At 56.3% G+C, this 16,930-nt stretch carries 16 protein-coding genes and 1 pseudogene; 8 read left to right on the top strand and 9 right to left on the bottom strand.

Going from position 1 to position 16,930, the window contains the following annotated elements; all coding sequences use genetic code 11:
• Positions 1 to 19: 19 nt before the first annotated feature.
• The 3 genes from WH277_RS16135 to WH277_RS16125 are packed head-to-tail and all read left to right on the top strand — an operon-like array spanning position 20 to position 3,847.
• The gene (locus tag WH277_RS16135; RefSeq protein WP_133845479.1) at positions 20 to 1,393 is read left to right on the top strand and encodes a sucrose-specific PTS transporter subunit IIBC; all 1,374 of its coding nucleotides are present in this window, start codon (positions 20 to 22) and stop codon (positions 1,391 to 1,393) included.
• Positions 1,390 to 2,799 (top strand): sucrose-6-phosphate hydrolase, encoded by a 1,410-nt coding sequence (locus WH277_RS16130; RefSeq protein ID WP_339505953.1) that lies wholly within the window; start codon positions 1,390 to 1,392, stop codon positions 2,797 to 2,799. Before WH277_RS16135 ends, WH277_RS16130 begins: the two co-directional genes overlap by 4 nt.
• Positions 2,800 to 2,827: 28 nt before the next feature.
• The gene (locus WH277_RS16125) at positions 2,828 to 3,847 is read left to right on the top strand and encodes a substrate-binding domain-containing protein (RefSeq protein WP_133845405.1); all 1,020 of its coding nucleotides are present in this window, start codon (positions 2,828 to 2,830) and stop codon (positions 3,845 to 3,847) included.
• A gap of 42 nt (positions 3,848 to 3,889) precedes the next feature.
• On the opposite strand, the gene chaB is transcribed toward WH277_RS16125, so the two are convergent.
• Positions 3,890 to 4,117, bottom strand: coding sequence for a putative cation transport regulator ChaB (gene chaB / locus WH277_RS16120; RefSeq protein ID WP_159337243.1), 228 nt, complete (start codon positions 4,115 to 4,117; stop codon positions 3,890 to 3,892).
• Positions 4,118 to 4,273: 156 nt separating this feature from the next.
• Between chaB and chaA the strand changes: the two genes are divergently transcribed.
• Positions 4,274 to 5,365 (top strand): sodium-potassium/proton antiporter ChaA, encoded by a 1,092-nt coding sequence (gene chaA / locus WH277_RS16115; RefSeq protein WP_133845408.1) that lies wholly within the window; start codon positions 4,274 to 4,276, stop codon positions 5,363 to 5,365.
• Positions 5,366 to 5,506: 141 nt separating this feature from the next.
• Here chaA and WH277_RS16110 read toward each other — a convergent pair whose 3' ends face one another.
• From WH277_RS16110 to hemA, 7 genes and pseudogenes are all read right to left on the bottom strand, one after another.
• Positions 5,507 to 5,914 (bottom strand): META domain-containing protein, encoded by a 408-nt coding sequence (locus tag WH277_RS16110; protein WP_339505952.1) that lies wholly within the window; start codon positions 5,912 to 5,914, stop codon positions 5,507 to 5,509.
• A gap of 122 nt (positions 5,915 to 6,036) precedes the next feature.
• Entirely contained in the window at positions 6,037 to 6,891 is an 855-nt protein-coding gene (kdsA, locus tag WH277_RS16105) for a 3-deoxy-8-phosphooctulonate synthase (RefSeq protein ID WP_133845412.1), read from the bottom strand.
• A gap of 28 nt (positions 6,892 to 6,919) precedes the next feature.
• Positions 6,920 to 7,729 (bottom strand): invasion regulator SirB1, encoded by an 810-nt coding sequence (gene sirB1 / locus WH277_RS16100; protein ID WP_133845414.1) that lies wholly within the window; start codon positions 7,727 to 7,729, stop codon positions 6,920 to 6,922.
• Positions 7,726 to 8,124, bottom strand: coding sequence for a SirB2 family protein (locus WH277_RS16095; RefSeq protein ID WP_133845416.1), 399 nt, complete (start codon positions 8,122 to 8,124; stop codon positions 7,726 to 7,728). Before WH277_RS16095 ends, sirB1 begins: the two co-directional genes overlap by 4 nt.
• A 12-nt stretch (positions 8,125 to 8,136) precedes the next feature.
• Entirely contained in the window at positions 8,137 to 8,970 is an 834-nt protein-coding gene (gene prmC, locus WH277_RS16090; protein ID WP_339505951.1) for a peptide chain release factor N(5)-glutamine methyltransferase, read from the bottom strand.
• A pseudogene (gene prfA / locus WH277_RS16085) lies at positions 8,970 to 10,051 on the bottom strand (peptide chain release factor 1). Before prfA ends, prmC begins: the two are co-directional and overlap by 1 nt.
• A 39-nt stretch (positions 10,052 to 10,090) precedes the next feature.
• Positions 10,091 to 11,347, bottom strand: coding sequence for a glutamyl-tRNA reductase (gene hemA, locus WH277_RS16080; protein WP_133845481.1), 1,257 nt, complete (start codon positions 11,345 to 11,347; stop codon positions 10,091 to 10,093).
• Positions 11,348 to 11,559: 212 nt separating this feature from the next.
• On the opposite strand from hemA, the gene lolB reads away from it, so the two are divergent.
• The 3 genes from lolB to prs all read left to right on the top strand — a co-directional run bounded on the left by lolB (position 11,560) and on the right by prs (position 14,251).
• Positions 11,560 to 12,186 carry a lipoprotein insertase outer membrane protein LolB gene (lolB, locus tag WH277_RS16075; protein ID WP_339505950.1) on the top strand — a complete coding sequence of 209 codons (627 nt, stop codon included), beginning with the start codon at positions 11,560 to 11,562 and terminating at the stop codon, positions 12,184 to 12,186.
• Positions 12,183 to 13,040: a 4-(cytidine 5'-diphospho)-2-C-methyl-D-erythritol kinase gene (ispE, locus tag WH277_RS16070; RefSeq protein WP_133845424.1), complete on the top strand. Its 858-nt coding sequence runs from the start codon at positions 12,183 to 12,185 to the stop codon at positions 13,038 to 13,040. Before lolB ends, ispE begins: the two co-directional genes overlap by 4 nt.
• 263 nt (positions 13,041 to 13,303) lie before the next feature.
• Complete coding sequence (gene prs, locus WH277_RS16065; RefSeq protein WP_085939527.1) at positions 13,304 to 14,251, top strand: ribose-phosphate diphosphokinase; 948 nt, start codon at positions 13,304 to 13,306, stop codon at positions 14,249 to 14,251.
• 120 nt (positions 14,252 to 14,371) lie between these two features.
• On the opposite strand, the gene WH277_RS16060 is transcribed toward prs, so the two are convergent.
• Entirely contained in the window at positions 14,372 to 15,262 is an 891-nt protein-coding gene (locus WH277_RS16060) for a LysR family transcriptional regulator (RefSeq protein ID WP_339506377.1), read from the bottom strand.
• Between the two features lie 110 nt (positions 15,263 to 15,372).
• Here WH277_RS16060 and WH277_RS16055 point away from each other — a divergent pair, with 110 nt between their 5' ends.
• Positions 15,373 to 16,830: an MFS transporter gene (locus tag WH277_RS16055; protein ID WP_339505949.1), complete on the top strand. Its 1,458-nt coding sequence runs from the start codon at positions 15,373 to 15,375 to the stop codon at positions 16,828 to 16,830.
• The last annotated feature ends 100 nt before the right edge of the window (positions 16,831 to 16,930 follow it).

Below are 16,930 nucleotides of genomic sequence, written 5' to 3'. Positions count from 1 at the left end.
ATAAATAAAAGGTGACATGATGGATTTTGAAAAAATTGCCCGGGAACTGCTGCCGTTACTCGGTGGTCGGGAAAATATAGCCAGCGCTGCGCACTGCGCCACGCGTCTGCGGCTGGTGATGGTCGATGATGAGTTAGTGCAGAAAGACGCCATTGAGGCGCTGGAAGGGGTGAAAGGCTGCTTCCGCAACGCCGGACAGATGCAGGTGATCTTCGGCAGCGGCATCGTCAACAAAGTCCACGCCGCCTTTGTAAAGGAAGCCGGGATTAACGAGTCCAGCAAGAGCGAAGCGGCCGATATCGCAGCACAGAAGCTGAATCCGTTCCAGCGGATCGCCCGGGTATTATCGAATATCTTTGTGCCGATTATTCCGGCGATCGTCGCTTCAGGCCTGCTGATGGGCCTGCTGGGGATGGTGAAAACCTACGGCTGGGTAGATGCCGGTAGCGCGCTGTTTATCATGCTGGATATGTGCAGCTCGGCAGCCTTTATCATTCTGCCCATCCTGATCGGCTTTACCGCCGCCCGTGAGTTTGGCGGCAACCCCTATCTGGGTGCCACGCTGGGTGGCATCCTCACGCACCCGGCGCTGACCAATGCCTGGGGCGTGGCCAGCGGTTTCCATACCATGAATTTCTTTGGGCTGGAAATTGCGATGATCGGCTATCAGGGAACGGTGTTCCCGGTGCTGCTGGCCGTGTGGTTTATGAGCCACTGCGAGAAGCGGCTGCGTCGGGTGATCCCGGATGCGCTGGATATTATCCTGACCCCGTTCCTGACCGTGATTATCTCCGGCTTTATCGCCCTGCTGATCATCGGCCCGGCAGGACGTATGCTCGGGGATGGCATTTCACTGGTTCTCAGTACGCTGATCGCCCATGCGGGCTGGCTGGCCGGATTGCTGTTTGGTGGTCTTTATTCGGTGATTGTCATCACCGGCATCCACCACAGTTTCCATGCCATCGAGGCCGGATTACTCGGCAACCCGTCGATTGGCGTCAATTTCCTGTTACCGATCTGGTCCATGGCGAATGTGGCGCAGGGAGGGGCCTGCCTGGCGGTGTGGTTTAAAACCCGTGATATCAAAGTGCGCAGTATCGTACTGCCCTCCGCTTTTTCGGCGATGCTGGGCATTACCGAGGCCGCCATTTTCGGGGTGAATCTGCGCTATATTAAACCGTTTATCGCCGGACTGGTGGGTGGCGCGCTCGGCGGTGCCTGGGTCGTGACGATGCACGTGAATATGACCGCCGTAGGGCTAACCGCACTGCCTGGCATGGCGATTGTGCAGGCCAGTTCAATGCTCAATTATCTCATCGGCATGGTTATCGCCTTCGGCACGGCGTTTGTCCTGTCACTGCTGTTGAAAATCAAATTCGAGGTGAAAGCATGAGTGAAGCCCACCTGCTCAAACAGGCATTGCGGGCGGTCCTCTCCGGCCAGCAGCGTGCGGCAGCCGATCATCATCGACCGGCGTGGCATCTTGCCCCGCCGGTCGGGTTAATGAACGACCCGAACGGATTTATCCACTTCAATCAGCGTTACGTACTGTGCTATCAGTGGAACCCACTGGCCTGCGCGCATGGCGCCAAGTTCTGGGGCCAGTGGAGTTCGGCGGATTTGGTCAACTGGCGGCATGAACCGCTGGCGCTGGCGCCTTCCGAATCCTATGAAAGCCACGGCTGTTACTCCGGCAGCGCGGTCGATAACCAGGGGGTGATGACGCTGCTCTACACCGGAAACGTCAAGTTTGACGATGGCAGCCGCACCGCCTGGCAGTGCCTGGCCACGCGTGACGAACAGGGTGAATTCCATAAGCATGGCCCGGTGCTGGCCTTACCGGAAGGCTACACTGGCCACGTCCGTGACCCGAAAGTCTGGCAGCACGACGGCCTGTGGTACATGGTGCTGGGTGCACAGGATCTGGCGTTGCAGGGCAAGGTTCTGCTGTTCCGTTCCCCCGATCTGCATCAGTGGACATCGCTGGGTGAAATTGCCGGAAGCCACGTGAACGGGCTGGGCGAGTTCGGCTATATGTGGGAGTGCCCTGACCTGTTTGAACTGGATGGCCGCAGCGTGCTGGTGGTTTGCCCGCAGGGGCTGCCGTCTGAAGAGTGGCGCTGGCGCAATACCTTCCAGAGTGGCTATTTCTGCGGTTCCTTCGACTACAACACCCATCAGTTCCGTCATGATGAGTTCCACGAGCTTGACCTGGGGTTTGAGTTTTACGCACCGCAAACCTGCCTCAGCGACGACGGTCGCCGTATGCTGATTGGCTGGATGGGGATCCCTGACGGCGATGAGTTCTTCCAGCCCACACAGGCAAATGGCTGGATGCATATCATGACCTGTCCGCGTGAGCTGACGCTACAAGGTGACCGGTTGTATCAGCAGCCCGCCCGTGAACTGCAACAGCTGCGCGGTGAAGAGACCCAGTGTACGGGCAGCGCGGAAACGCTGCCTGCCCTGCCCGTTAACAGCGCCGAGCTGGCGCTGACCGTTAGCGGCGCCTGTGAACTTGATTTCGCGGGGGAATTACACCTGGCGATCCATGCTCAGGGCATGACGCTGCGGCGCAACAATCTGCGCAGCGGTGAATCCGAAGAACGTCACTGGCGGGGTGAGGTGCGTACGCTGCGCTTGATGTGCGATCGCTCCAGCGTAGAAATCTTCATTAACGAGGGGGAAGCCGTCATGTCGTCACGCTATTTCCCGTCCGCAAACCCTGAGTTGCATTTTAGCGGCACGGGAGAGATCGGGCTGCGTCACTGGAGCTTGCAGCAATGCATGATAGAATAAGCCGATGAGCCCTCACACGTAAGCCACTGTGACTAAAAACAAACGTATCACGATTAACGATATTGCCCGGCTGGCGGGCGTTTCTAAATCTACCGCCAGTCTGGTCCTCAATGGCCGTGGGAAAGAGCTGCGCGTGGCCGAAGCGACACGTGAACGCGTGCTGGAGATCGCCCGTCAGCAGCATTATCAGCCAAGTATCCACGCACGCGCCCTCAACTCTGCCCGCAGCAACACCATCGGGCTGGTCGTACCGGAAATGACCAACCAGGGGTTTGCCCGTTTCTCTCACGAACTCGAGATGCTGTGCCGTGATGCAGGTTTACAGCTGCTGATCGCCTGCACGGCAGAAAATGCCAGCCAGGAAACGCTGGCGGTCAATAACCTGATCCAGCGCCAGGTCGACGCCCTGATTGTCGCCTCAAGTCAGCTAAACGATACCGAGTACCAGAAAATTAACCAGCAGCTGCCAGTGGTGCTTTTTGACCGTCATCTGGGCGAGTCGACGCTGCCGCTGGTGATCACCGATGCGACCGGCCCCACCGCCACGCTGATGGAAGCGGTCGCACGCGAAGGGTATGACGAGATTTATTTCTTTGGTGGCCAGCCGCGCATTTCTCCCACCCGCGATCGCCTGGCCGGGTTCCGTCTCGGGCTGGAGCGTGCGGGAGTCGAGGTGAAACCGGAATGGATTATGCACGGTCATTATCATGCCAGCTCTGGCTATGAGTTATTTGCAGAACTCTATTCACGGCTGGGACGTGTGCCTCAGGCGCTGTTCTGTGCCGCCTGCGGGCTTCAGGAAGGCGTACTGCGCTACCTCAGCCAGCATGACTTGCTGAACACGCCGATGCACCTCAGCAGCTTCGACGACCACTATCTGTATGATGCATTATCAGTACGTATTGATACCGTTGCCCAGGATGAGCGGCTGCTGGCCTGGAACTGTTTTGAGATGGTGACGCAGCTTATTGACGAGCAGACGCCGGAGGTCACCCAGCGCTGGCTGCCGGCGCGCCTGAAATGGCGGCGTGCAACCGCTGCAGGCTAAGCCATACCTCCCGGGCGTTCACCTCATCGATGCAACGCCTGGTCATTTCTTATGCCACTTGTCGTCATCCCCCTTCTGATACTGGTGCTTCACAGCCGCCCACGCGACTTTATGCGCCACCTCTTCACGTGAGTCATCGCCGCGCCTGTCCTCTTTATCTTTATACTGCTCCCAGGCGCTGTTAAAGGCTTCCAGATAGATATCCTGGGCATGCGCAGGCAGAACATGTCTGACGCTGTCGGGTAACGCACTGCGATTATTATAGGGCATGTTTTATCTCTTTTCAGGGCCTCTGATAAGCCTGGTACAAGCAGAATATTTTTCCAGCTCGCCACTTGTCTTTCATATTGTCAGACTATGTTTAATAGGCCTGTGGCGATCCTCGCCAATTCGGGCCAACAGGATACAGATAAGGAGCGTTTGCCTATGAGTGCGCACGAGAGCAGTAAAACCCGCCACACCGAGTATTCCCTTACCTTCCCTGTCATCGCTCTGATTATTTTGTGGTTCTGGGGCACTACAGATTCCCTGCCACTAGTCATCGGCATTAACCTGATAGCCCTTGTTGCCATCCTCAGCAGCGCCTTCAGCGTGGTACGTCATGCGGACGTACTGGCACATCGTCTGGGCGAACCTTACGGCTCGCTGATCCTGAGCCTTTCCGTTGTTATTCTTGAAGTGAGTCTGATATCCGCGCTGATGGCGACCGGCGACGCTGCCCCGGCACTGATGCGCGATACCCTCTACTCCATCATTATGATTGTGACCTGTGGCCTGGTGGGCTTTGCCCTGTTGCTGGGTGGGCGTAAATTCGCCACGCAGTATGTGAATCTGGCCGGGGTCAAACAATATCTTATCGCAATTTTTCCGCTTGGCATTATTGTACTGGTGTTTCCGAATGCCCTGCCCGGCGGTAACTTTTCCATTGGACAGGCGCTGCTGGTTTCCGGGATTTCAGCCGCTATGTACTGGGTATTCCTGCTGATCCAGACCAAAACACATCAGAGTCTGTTTGTTTATGAGCATGAAGATGAAGGCGATGATCCGCATCATGGCAAGCCATCGGCGCATTCCAGCACCTGGCACACCGTCTGGTTGCTGGTGCATCTGGTCGCGGTGATTGCCGTCACTAAGATGAATGCGAATACGCTGGAGTCATTGCTGACCGAGGTGAAAGCACCGGAACAGTTCACCGGCTTCCTGGTGGCGTTACTGATCCTCTCACCGGAAGGATTGGGGGCAATTAAAGCGGTGCTGGCGAACCAGGTGCAGCGCGCAATGAACCTGTTCTTCGGGTCCGTGCTGGCGACAATTTCACTGACAGTGCCTGCGGTGACGCTGATAGCGACCCTGACAGGGCAGCAGCTGATCTTTGGCCTTGAACCACCGCAGATGGTGGTGATGATTGCCGCGCTGTTACTGTGTCAGATTTCGTTTTCGACCGGACGCACGAATGTGTTGAATGGCGCCGCCCATCTGGCGTTATTCATTGCCTATCTGATGACGATAATGCTGTAAATTTGCGCGGGTAGATCGTGCTGTGCTGGCCGACCGGAACAGAAAAGCGGTGAGTGAGCAGACGGTCTGTCATTCCTGTAGGGGTCGACCTTTTTTACGGTCGACCCGTGCTGATGGTGTGCAACACGGGTCAGGTCCGCGTTACTGTGCGGTATACTCCAGCGTATGACCACTTCCCGTCAGCGTCAGCGTTTGCTCAGTCAATTTCACCTCTGCCCCTTTCGTCAGCACCACCGATAACGTCTGTTCCCACTGATTGAGCTGTGGGTCGCTGCACATCATTTTCGTCGAGGCCAGCATGGGTACAATCAGTCGCCCCTGCTCCAGATGCCCCTGCCCGAAGAAACGATTACACATCACACCGCTGACCCGGAGACTGTCATTAAACCCGATCCCCGGTTTCATCCCTTCATGAGATTTTACGCTCTGACCATCAACAGCACTGAGCGCAAACAGACGGTTTGCTAACTGTCCGGCATCAGAGTGTGGGGTCTGGCTGCAACCATTGAGCGCAATCGCACCCAATAGCAAAACAAACGTTTTTTTCATAGGAACTCCTTTTTATGTACTTTCCATTGTAGGTCAAAAACACTGTAGATTCAGGCGGGTTGAAGAATACTGCGCAGAGAAAACGAGCCAGTTTTCTGGCTCGTTTTGAGGATCAAACAAACTTAGTTGCTGGTATCGAGTTCAGCGAAGCTTTTCACCAAATCATCAATCGCTTTCATCTGAACCAGGAAAGGCTCCAGTTTATCCAGCGGCAGTGCAGACGGGCCGTCGCACTTAGCGTTTGCCGGGTCCGGGTGGGCTTCAATAAACAGACCAGCAATACCCACTGCCATACCCGCACGTGCCAGCTCAGATACCTGCGCGCGACGACCACTGGACGCACTGCCCATCGGGTCACGGCACTGCAATGCGTGGGTCACGTCGAAGATCACCGGGCTACCGTTAGAGACCTGCTTCATCACATTGAAGCCCAGCATGTCGACCACCAGGTTGTCATAACCGAAGTTAGCACCGCGATCGCACAGGATCACTTTGTCGTTGCCGCCTTCAGCGAATTTATCAACGATGTTGCCCATCTGGCCTGGGCTGACGAACTGAGGTTTCTTCACGTTGATCACCGCACCGGTTTTCGCCATCGCTTCAACCAGGTCGGTCTGACGTGCGAGGAAGGCCGGTAACTGAATCACATCCACCACATCGGCCACGGCCTGCGCCTGGCTGGCTTCATGGACGTCGGTGATAATTTTCACGCCGAAAGCCTGTTTGATTTCCTGGAAGATTTTCATGCCTTCTTCCAGGCCCGGGCCACGATACGAATGAATGGAAGAGCGGTTAGCTTTATCAAATGAGGCTTTGAACACATAAGGAATGCCCAGTTTCTGGGTCACAGTGACGTAGTGCTCACAAATGCGCATCGCCAAATCACGCGACTCCAGCACGTTCATACCACCAAACAGGACGAACGGCAGATCGTTAGCGACCTTGATATCACCAATGTTAACCACTTTTTGTTTCATGTTTTCGCCTTTATAGAGTTCACTTCAGTTAGTGAAGGGTAATCTGTTTCTGTTCAATTGAGTGGATCTGGACTTTAATCATCTCGCTGATCGGGTCTTCGGGGCACTGCTCAACAAAATACGTTAAATCATTGAGGGCCACATGTTCGCACTCTAGCTGGGCAAAAATCAGACCGCGATCGCGGATTTCATACGGGTCTTCCGGGTCCATCTGCACCAGCACCTGGCTGACGTGCAGCGCCATCTCCATCTGTTTCTCATCCATCAGCGCGGATTTCAGTGTGTCGAGCATTTTGCGCAGCACCATTAGCGGCTCGGCTTCCTGCAGATCGTCATCATACAGTTCGGTCCCTGGCCCGATATTGCCCTGAAGCCACACTTCCAGCTGGTGTTCATCCAGCGTTTCACCATCAAAGGGGTTGATGAGCCACATATCTTCATCGATCCAGTCGGCTCGCAGAATCAGCTGTGTCGGAAAAATCACGGGCATCATCGGCAGGTCGAGCTGATCCGCAATGTGCAAAAAAATGACGCCCAGCGACACAGCGGTGCCCTGACGGGTTCGCAATACATTGTCCAGCCACAGCGTATCAGACAACCGATAAACCCCGCTCGCGCCGCCAAAACCCCAGCGGCCCCAGAACAGGGCGATCAATTGCTCAACCTGTAAATCCGCGGCAAGTTCTGACGGAATTTCAGCTCGTGCTTCGGCAACCAGCGCCGCTAAGCGCGCTCTGACATCATCAGCCGGAAAGTCGCGACGGACCGCGAGCGATGCAGTAATCACCGCGTCACTCAGCGTTCCGGCGGTAAAATCAAAATCAGCGATAGACGTCATACAAACCCCAGCAGTGGCATTTTAGTTGTGGCAAGTTTCACGATGACCACAAGGGCGATTAACGCCACAATAAACGCTATCCAGCGTATTTTTTGTGCGCGCGGACGGCGTCCGAGGGCAATAAAACCCAGCGCGATATAGATAATAACGCCAAAAAGCTTCTCAGTCAGCCAGACACCTTGTGGGCTGAACGGGTAAAAATGCGTTATGGCGACCAGTAACCCACCCGACAGTAATAAGAGCGTGTCATTCAGATGAGGCACGATGCGCACCCAGCGGCGTTGCAGCATCGAAGAATGGGTCTGGTACCAGTAGAAGCGCAGCACAAACATCAGTGCAGTGATCGCCACGGTTAACAGATGAAAATGTTTTAGCGGGAAGTACCAGGCAGCCATATAAATTCCTTATTATCCTTGTCTTTGCCCGACGGTTACGCGGTCATTGCCGCCATAATCCTGACAGGTTTCCACTGCGTGGAAGCTGTTTTCGCGCAAAATTTTCCTGACGTCTTCGCCCTGCTGCCAGCCGTGTTCCAGTAATAACCAGCCATTATCCTGTAAATAGCGCCCTGCTTCTGCGGCAATGATTCGGATATCGGCCAGGCCATGATCGCCTGCCACCAGCGCACTGGCGGGTTCAAAACGCACGTCGCCCTGTGAAAGATGGTGGTCATCGGCATCAATGTAGGGGGGATTACTGACAATCAGCGCAAACTGTTGTCCTTCGAGGGCGGAGAACCAGTGGCTTTGCAAAAAACCGGTATTAGCCAGCGCCAGCTTGCTGGCATTGTGCTGTGCCAGTGCCACTGCGGCAGCAATACGATCCACGCCTGTGACCTGGCAATGGGGGCGTTCGCTGGCCAGCGCCAGGGCAATCGCCCCGGTGCCGGTGCCGAGATCCAACACCTTGCAAGGCTCAGCAGGCAGACGCGCGAGCGCCTGCTCTACCAGCACCTCGCTATCCGGGCGGGGGATCAACGTGTCGGGCGATACCGTCAGCGACAGAGACCAGAACTCACGTTCCCCTGTCAGGTATGCCACTGGCTCCCCAGCGGCACGGCGTACCAGCACCGCATCCAGCTGCGCAAGCTGCGAGTCATCCAGCGTGGCATCGTCGAAGGCGATCAGCCAGGCGCGGGATTTACCGAGCACTTTCCCCAGCAAAATTTCAGCATCGCGTTTCGGGCTGTCACTGTCCGGCAACTGAGCGACCGCGTTACGCAGCCAGACACGGATCTGCATTAATCCTGCCCGGCGAGTGCGGCCAGCTGATCCGCCTGGTACTCCTGAACCACAGGTTCAATCAGCGCGTCCAGCTTCCCTTCCATCGCATCATCCAGACGGTAAATGGTCAGGTTGATACGGTGGTCAGTAATGCGGCCCTGCGGGAAGTTATAGGTACGGTTACGGTCAGAGCGGTCGCCAGTGCCAAGCAAGTTACGGCGGGTGAGGACTCTTCCTGTTGACGACGTGCCATTTCGGCAGCACGGATACGCGAACCCAGCACGCCCAACGCTTTCGCTTTGTTTTTATGCTGTGAACGCTCGTCCTGGCACTCGACCACGATACCGGTGGGCAAGTGGGTAATACGGATAGCGGAATCGGTGGTGTTAACGTGCTGACCACCAGCCCCGGAGGAGCGGAACGTATCGATTTTTAAATCAGACGGATTGATATCCGGCAGTTCGGCTTCCGGCAGTTCGGGCATCACCGCAACCGTACAGGCTGAGGTGTGGATGCGCCCCTGTGACTCCGTCTCCGGCACACGTTGCACGCGGTGGCCGCCAGATTCGAACTTCAGGCGGCCATAGGCGCCATCGCCGATCACTTTGGCGATGATCTCTTTATAACCGCCATGTTCGCCTTCGTTAGCGCTCATCACTTCCACTTTCCAGCGTTTTGACTCCGCATAACGGCTGTACATACGGAACAGATCGCCGGCGAAAATAGCGGCTTCATCACCACCGGTTCCGGCACGCACTTCCAGATAGCAGTTACGTTCGTCATCCGGATCTTTCGGCAACAGCAACACCTGTAACTGTTGCTCCAGCACGTCACTGGCGGCACGGGCTTCTTTCAGCTCTTCCTGAGCCATCTCACGCATTTCCAGGTCACTGAGCATCATTTCAGCGGTTTCGATATCTTCCTGGGTCTGCTGCCACTGACGGAAACACTGGCTGACGTCGGTAAGCTGGGCATATTCGCGGGAGAGTGCACGAAAACGTTCCTGATCGGCAATCACTCCGGCATCGCCCAGCATCGCCTCCACTTCTTCGTGGCGCTCCTGCAAGGCTTCCAGTTTAGCAACAATAGAAGGCTTCATTCGTAGTCTTTTACCTTGTAAGAAAAGAGGCTTGAAACGCTAATCCAGCCCGAGGCTGTCGCGTAAAATTTGCAGGCGTTCGCCATCGCCGTCGCGTGCGGCCTGCTGAAGAGATTTGGTAGGAGCGTGGATCAAACGGTTGGTCAGCTTATGGGCCAGGTCGCGCAACACCTCTTCAGCGTTGCCTCCCTGTTGCAGGGCCGCTATGGCACGCGCTTCCAGTTCAGCACGCACCTGTTCCGCCTGTGAGCGGTAATCGCGGATAGTTTCAACGGCGCTCTGGGCCCGTAGCCAGGACATAAACTCGCTGCTTTCCTGCACCACGATAGTTTCAGCCTGCACGGCCGCCGCCTGGCGCTGGGCCATATTGCTTTCAATAATCGCCTGCAGGTCATCAACGCTATAGAGATAGGCATTGGGCAATTTACCCACTTCCGGCTCCACGTCACGCGGTACGGCAATATCCACCAGCAGCATAGGCTGATTACGGCGCTGTTTAAGCGCACGCTCCACCATCCCCTTACCGATAATCGGCAGCGGGCTGGCTGTAGAACTGATAATGATGTCGGCTTCCGCCAGACGGGAATCGATTTCCGGCAGGCTAATGACTTCAGCCCCGACCTCATCCGCCAGCGCTTGTGCACGTTCGCGGGTACGGTTGGCGATCATCAACTTCTTCACCTTATGCTGATGCAGATGGCGGGCAGCCAGTTCAATGGTTTCACCCGCGCCCACCAGCAGCACGTTAACCGTGGAGAGGGACTCGAAGATCTGGCGTGCCAGCGTGCAGGCAGCAAATGCCACGGAGACGGCACTGGCACCGATTTCGGTTTCGGTACGCACGCGTTTGGCCACGGAGAACGATTTCTGGAACATGCGCTCCAGTTCGCTGGAAAGCGAGTGGCCGCGCTGGGAATCAGCAAACGCCTTTTTGACCTGACCAAGAATTTGAGGTTCACCCAGCACCAGGGAATCCAGCCCGCTGGCGACGCGCATCAGGTGGCTGACGGCATCGTTATCATGATGCCAGTAGAGGCTTTTACGCACTTCATCGACGCTGAGCTTGTGGTAATCACAGAGCCAGGTCACCAGCTGTTCCTGCAGGTTTTCCTGCTGTTCGACGCTCAGATACAACTCGGTACGGTTACAGGTAGACAGCACAACGCCGCCCTGAACCAGCGGCTGCGCCAACAGGCTAGTGAGCGCCTGTTCCAGCTGATCCGGCGAGAACGTCACGCGTTCGCGCAGAGACACAGGTGCCGTTTTGTGATTGATGCCGAGAGCCAGTAACGTCATGGTGCAGGTTGGGTTAATCCCACAGTTGTCAGGGTTTTGTGTGGCGCATTCTACAAGATGAGCGAGATCAATAAAAGCCATGCTTCGCCTATCCCTGTAACAAGATATACCTCTTGCGGGTCAAATGAGACAATTTGAGCATTGACGCCGCCGTTTTAGCTGGTTAGCGTGGGCGGTTGATTGCGAACTGAGTCTTAGGAGCTGACCTGAACATGTTATCGTCGAATCGCCGCCTGCTGCGGCTTCTTCCCCTTGCCGCCCTGCTGCTAACCGGGTGTGTTCTTAACGAACCAGCGCAAACTCCGGGCCAAAGCCCGACGTCCCCGCAATGGCGTGACCATCAGCAGGCGGTGGAAAAAATCACTCAGTACCAGACGCGTGGCGCCTTTGCCTACCTTTCCGATCGGCAAAAAGTCTATGCCCGCTACAACTGGCAACAGACAGCAGCGGATCGCTATCGCCTGCTGTTGACCAATCCCCTGGGCAGCACAGAGCTGCAGCTTGACCAGCAAGGACAAGTTGCACAGATCGTTGACAATAAAGGCAAGCGCTATGTCAGCAACGATGCGGCTAAAATGATTTCTCAGCTCACGGGCATGAGTATTCCTCTGGATAACCTGCGCCAGTGGATCCTTGGCTTGCCGGGTGATGCCACCGATTTCACCCTGGATGACCAGTATCGTCTGCGTGAAGTGAACTACAACCAGGACGGTAAACAGTGGAAAGTGACCTATCAGGGCTACGACAGTAAACAGAATCCACCGCTACCGTCGAACCTCGAACTGCGTGAAGGCGACCAGCGTATTAAGCTGAAAATGGATAGCTGGACTGTAAAATGATCACAACATGGCCTGCCCCGGCAAAACTGAATCTGTTTCTCTACATCACCGGCCGCCGCGCTGACGGCTACCATGACCTCCAGACGCTGTTTCAGTTTCTGGATTATGGTGACACGCTGAAGATTGAAACCAACAGTCAGGGTGAATTGCGTCTGCTGACACCCGTCGATGGCGTGCCTGATGAACAGAACCTGATCGTCCGTGCCGCGCAACTGCTGCGCGAACGGGCGCTCGATCAGGGCGTGCTGCCCGCCAGCGCAGGGGCGACCCTGGCGGTAGAGAAGCGGTTACCCATGGGCGGTGGACTGGGCGGAGGCTCCTCCAACGCCGCCACCGTACTGGTGGCACTCAATCATTTATGGCAAACCGGCTTCAGTTTTGAACAACTGGCCGAGCTTGGCCTGCAACTCGGTGCCGACGTGCCTGTCTTTGTGCGCGGATTTTCTGCCTTCGCTGAGGGGGTGGGTGAACAACTGACACCGGTTTCGCCACCAGAAAAATGGTATCTGGTGATGCATCCTGGTGTCAGCGTTGCGACACCCGTGGTATTTAACGATCCTGAATTGACCAGAAACACGCCAAAAAGGGAAATCAGCGCCTTATTAGCAGCCGAATTCCGCAATGATTGTGAGGCAGCAGTAAGAAATCGTTTTCGCGAGGTTGAACAGCTCGTTTCCTGGCTGCTAGAATACGCGCCGTCGCGCCTGACTGGAACGGGTGCTTGTGTGTTTGCAGAATTTGACACCGAGTACGCCGCAAGACAGGTGCTTGAGCTGGCTCCGAAAGGGTTGCAGGGGTTTGTTGCGCGAGGCGTTAACGTTTCGCCACTGCACCGCACCCTTTCAGAGCAATAGAGTTGATGTGACAGTGTCACCTGTTCCAGACGCTGCACCACTGCTCTGATATAACCCAAGCTATTGGCGCTGTGGCAAGGCGGCAAGTGGATGAGTCCCCGGGAGCTTACTTGAGTAAGTCACCGGGATGAATACATGCAGCCAACGCCGCTACGGCGTCAAGAACACAGGGTTAAGACACCCGTATGAAAGCATAAGTCGTATACCGCCCAGTGCGATTTATGGTATTTCATTCTCTGGACGCAAAGCCTGAGGTTCTTCTCGTGCCTGATATGAAGCTTTTTGCTGGTAACGCCACCCCGGAACTAGCACAACGTATTGCCAACCGCCTTTACACCAGCCTGGGCGACGCCGCCGTCGGTCGTTTCAGTGATGGTGAAGTGAGCGTACAAATTAACGAAAATGTACGCGGTGGTGATATTTTCATCATCCAGTCCACCTGTGCCCCCACCAATGACAACCTGATGGAACTGGTTGTGATGGTAGATGCCCTGCGTCGTGCTTCCGCGGGTCGTATTACTGCGGTTATTCCTTACTTTGGTTATGCACGTCAGGACCGCCGCGTGCGCTCCGCCCGTGTCCCTATTACTGCCAAAGTGGTTGCCGATTTTCTCTCCAGCGTTGGTGTTGACCGCGTTTTGACTGTGGATCTGCATGCTGAACAGATTCAGGGTTTCTTTGACGTCCCGGTTGATAACGTATTTGGTAGCCCGATCCTGCTCGAAGATATGCTGCAGATTGGCCTGGTGAACCCGATTGTGGTTTCTCCGGACATCGGTGGTGTGGTTCGTGCACGTGCTATTGCTAAACTGCTGAACGATACCGATATGGCCATCATCGACAAACGCCGTCCACGCGCCAACGTCTCTCAGGTGATGCACATCATCGGTGATGTTGCTGGCCGTGACTGTGTGCTGGTTGACGATATGATCGATACCGGTGGCACGCTGTGTAAAGCCGCTGAAGCGCTGAAAGAACGTGGCGCTAAACGCGTATTCGCCTATGCGACTCACCCTATCTTCTCCGGTAACGCGGTCGAAAACCTGCGTAACTCGGTGATTGATGAAGTCGTAGTGTGCGATACCATTCCGCTGCCAGAAGAGATCAAAGCCCTGCCAAACGTGCGTACCCTGACGCTGTCAGGCATGCTGGCTGAAGCGATCCGTCGCATCAGCAACGAAGAGTCTATTTCTGCGATGTTTGAGCATTGATCGTGGCGTGACCTGGCGGGCAGCCCCTACAGTTAACAGGTGTAGGGGCTGACCTTTTTTTTCGGTCGGCCCCGTCAGGCCATGCTGCATAAGAGGGACAGGTTAACGCCTGTCCCTTTTTTATTTGCTCAATGCAATATGCTCTGCCAGATAGTCAATCAGTACCCGTAATTTAGGCAGCAGATGCCGGTTCCCCGGCCAGAGCAGCGAAAACTGCCCTCCTGCGCTGATGTGTTCATCCAGCACGCTTTGCAGCTCCCCGCTCTCCAGGTATTCCGTCACTGCAAAATCCGGTACGTAGATCAGCCCCAGCCCCCGGCGCGCGGCCGAGATCTGCCCCTCAAGATTATTAAACACCAGCGGCCCGGCCAGCGAGAGTGTGCGATCGTCAGCACCGTCAAACTGCCAGGGCTGAAGCTGACTGTTGCCGGAAAAGCGATACAGCAGGCAGGCATGTTGCGCCAGGTCTTCCGGCCCCTGCGGCACGCCGTGTCGTGCGAAATAGTCTGTTGCGCCCACCAGACGAAAGCGAAAACCGCCCAGCCGTCGCGCCTTCAGCCGTGAATCGGCAAACTCGCCACTGCGCAGAACCGCGTCATACCCTTCCCCGATAACATCCACCAGCCGATCGTTAAAGTCGAGATCCAGCTCAATTTCCGGATAACGGGCGGTGAAACCCGGCAACAGCGGCAGGAGCAAACGATAACCAATCGCGGGAAAACTCAGACGCAGCCGCCCGCGCGGGGCCGCCATCAGCCTTGACAGCTCCTGCTCCGCCTCTTCCAGCTCCATCACAATGCGCTGGCTGCGTTCAAAAAACAGCAGGCCTTCTTCTGTCAGGCTCAGGCTTCGTGTGCTGCGATTAAACAGACTCACCCCGAGGCTGGCCTCCAGCCGCGCAACGCTTTTCCCGATGGCCGATGCCGAGACGCTCAGCCGCTCTGCGGCCGCGACAAAGCTGCCAAGCTGGGCGGCTTTCACAAATGCATTGAGCCCACTCAAACTTTCCACGCTGCTCATTCGCGACTTTATGTCCTTTATCTGCGGCCATTCGGCCTGTTTATCACCCGGTAACGCCAATTTATCCTGCTTCTTCACTGGAAGAAAGCGGAGAGTTACCCATGAGTTCCCTGACACTGACGGCACAAAGCAGCCGCTGGAGCATTCTGGCGGTGTGCAGCGCTGCACTGATGTTGCCCCTGAGTTTTTCTGCCGGGGTGATCGCCACCCCGGCCATTGCCCTGCAAACAGGCGGATCGGCGCTGGCACTGAGCTGGATCACCAACGCGTTCCTGCTCAGCTTTGGCAGTCTGCTGATGGCGGCAGGTGCACTGGCCGACCGTTATGGCCGTAAACGCCTGTTTATCAGCGGCGTCAGCGTTTTTACTATGCTGTCGTTGCTGACCGGCTGGGTGCCCTCCATCGTCTGGCTGGACGTGGTACGTGCTCTACAGGGCGCAGCGGCAGCGGCGGCGCTGGCTGGCGGCGGTGCCGCGCTGGCGAATGCCTTTGACGGGGCCGAACGCGCGCGGGCATTCAGTCTGCTGGGCACCAGCTTTGGCGTAGGTCTGGCGGCTGGCCCGGTGATTGCCGGTATGCTGATGTCCATCGCCGGCTGGCACAGCGTCTTTCTTTGCTGCGCGCTTTTTGGCGTGCTGGCGCTCGTTATCGGTATGCGTACCCTGCCAGAATCACGCAACCCGGACGCCAGTGCGCTGGACTGGTCGGGGATTATCAGCTTCAGCACCACGCTCACTCTGTTTACCTGGGGAATGTTACAGGTGGCTGACAGCGGTGCGGGTCCGCTGGCAACAGGATTGCTGCTGGCTTCGCTGCTCGTGGCGCTGCTGTTTGTCTGGATAGAACGCCGCAGCGCACACCCGATGCTTGACCTCAGCCTGTTCCGCTACGGCCGGTTTATCGGCGTACAGCTGCTGCCCGTCGCCACCTGCTACTGCTTTGTGGTGCTTCTGGTGCTGCTGCCACTGCGCTTTATGGGCTTCTACGGCTATGACGCCCTGACCACCGGCCTGCTGATGCTGGCAATCTCGCTGCCGATGCTGGTGGTACCCTCTCTTGCCGTTGCGCTGACGCGCCGCTTTCACCCTGGCAGCGTGAGCGGTGCGGGCTTAGTGCTTGCCGCCGCGGGTATTGGCCTGCTCAGCCTGGTCACGCCGCACAGCTCACTGGCGCTGACCCTGCTGGCGATGGTGATGATCGGCAGCGGCAGCGGTCTGCCCTGGGGGTTGATGGATAATTTATCGGTTAGCGTGGTGCCACCGCAGCGCGCCGGGATGGCAACCGGTATCTTTAGTACCGTGCGCGTAGCAGGCGAAGGGGTCGCACTGGCAAGCGTCAGTACGTTGTTCAGCCAGTTGCTGGTTAGCCAACTGTCACAGCAGGGTAAATCGATCGAAGAAGCGCGTCAGTTGGCCAGCTATCATGTCAGCAGCCCGGATCTTCTGCAGCTGGCAGAGACCGCTTTTCACCAGTTACTGCTGGTCCTGATGGTCGTGACATTGCTTTGTGCCGTTGCCATCTGGCGCTGTCTGGTACCTGCGCGTGGGTCACTTTCCTGAATTCACATTCATTTTTTGACTGTAACGGTTCAGCCCCCCTGTTGGTAAGTATTCATTAGTGATATTTTGCTCTAATAGCTTATCCAGGAATAATCCTAAA

Origin of the sequence: Erwinia sp. MYb416 (genome assembly GCF_037479575.1) — a bacterium.
GTDB classification, from domain to species: domain Bacteria; phylum Pseudomonadota; class Gammaproteobacteria; order Enterobacterales; family Enterobacteriaceae; genus Erwinia; species Erwinia rhapontici.
The sequence above is the reverse complement of the archived record's forward strand: the minus strand, read 5'-3'. Positions and strand labels throughout refer to the sequence as shown.

Bases quoted from the DNA above. Each gene is read 5' to 3' on its own strand.
- prmC (WP_339505951.1), bottom strand. From the start codon at position 8,970: ATGCAGATCCGTGTCTGGCTGCGTAACGCGGTCGCTCAGTTGCCGGAC.
- WH277_RS16055 (WP_339505949.1), top strand. From the start codon at position 15,373: ATGAGTTCCCTGACACTGACGGCACAAAGCAGCCGCTGGAGCATTCTG.
- hemA (WP_133845481.1), bottom strand. From the start codon at position 11,347: ATGACGTTACTGGCTCTCGGCATCAATCACAAAACGGCACCTGTGTCT.
- chaB (WP_159337243.1), bottom strand. From the start codon at position 4,117: ATGCCCTATAATAATCGCAGTGCGTTACCCGACAGCGTCAGACATGTT.
- WH277_RS16130 (WP_339505953.1), top strand. From the start codon at position 1,390: ATGAGTGAAGCCCACCTGCTCAAACAGGCATTGCGGGCGGTCCTCTCC.
- lolB (WP_339505950.1), top strand. From the start codon at position 11,560: ATGTTATCGTCGAATCGCCGCCTGCTGCGGCTTCTTCCCCTTGCCGCC.
- WH277_RS16135 (WP_133845479.1), top strand. From the start codon at position 20: ATGGATTTTGAAAAAATTGCCCGGGAACTGCTGCCGTTACTCGGTGGT.
- ispE (WP_133845424.1), top strand. From the start codon at position 12,183: ATGATCACAACATGGCCTGCCCCGGCAAAACTGAATCTGTTTCTCTAC.
- WH277_RS16095 (WP_133845416.1), bottom strand. From the start codon at position 8,124: ATGGCTGCCTGGTACTTCCCGCTAAAACATTTTCATCTGTTAACCGTG.
- chaA (WP_133845408.1), top strand. From the start codon at position 4,274: ATGAGTGCGCACGAGAGCAGTAAAACCCGCCACACCGAGTATTCCCTT.
- kdsA (WP_133845412.1), bottom strand. From the start codon at position 6,891: ATGAAACAAAAAGTGGTTAACATTGGTGATATCAAGGTCGCTAACGAT.
- WH277_RS16110 (WP_339505952.1), bottom strand. From the start codon at position 5,914: ATGAAAAAAACGTTTGTTTTGCTATTGGGTGCGATTGCGCTCAATGGT.
- sirB1 (WP_133845414.1), bottom strand. From the start codon at position 7,729: ATGACGTCTATCGCTGATTTTGATTTTACCGCCGGAACGCTGAGTGAC.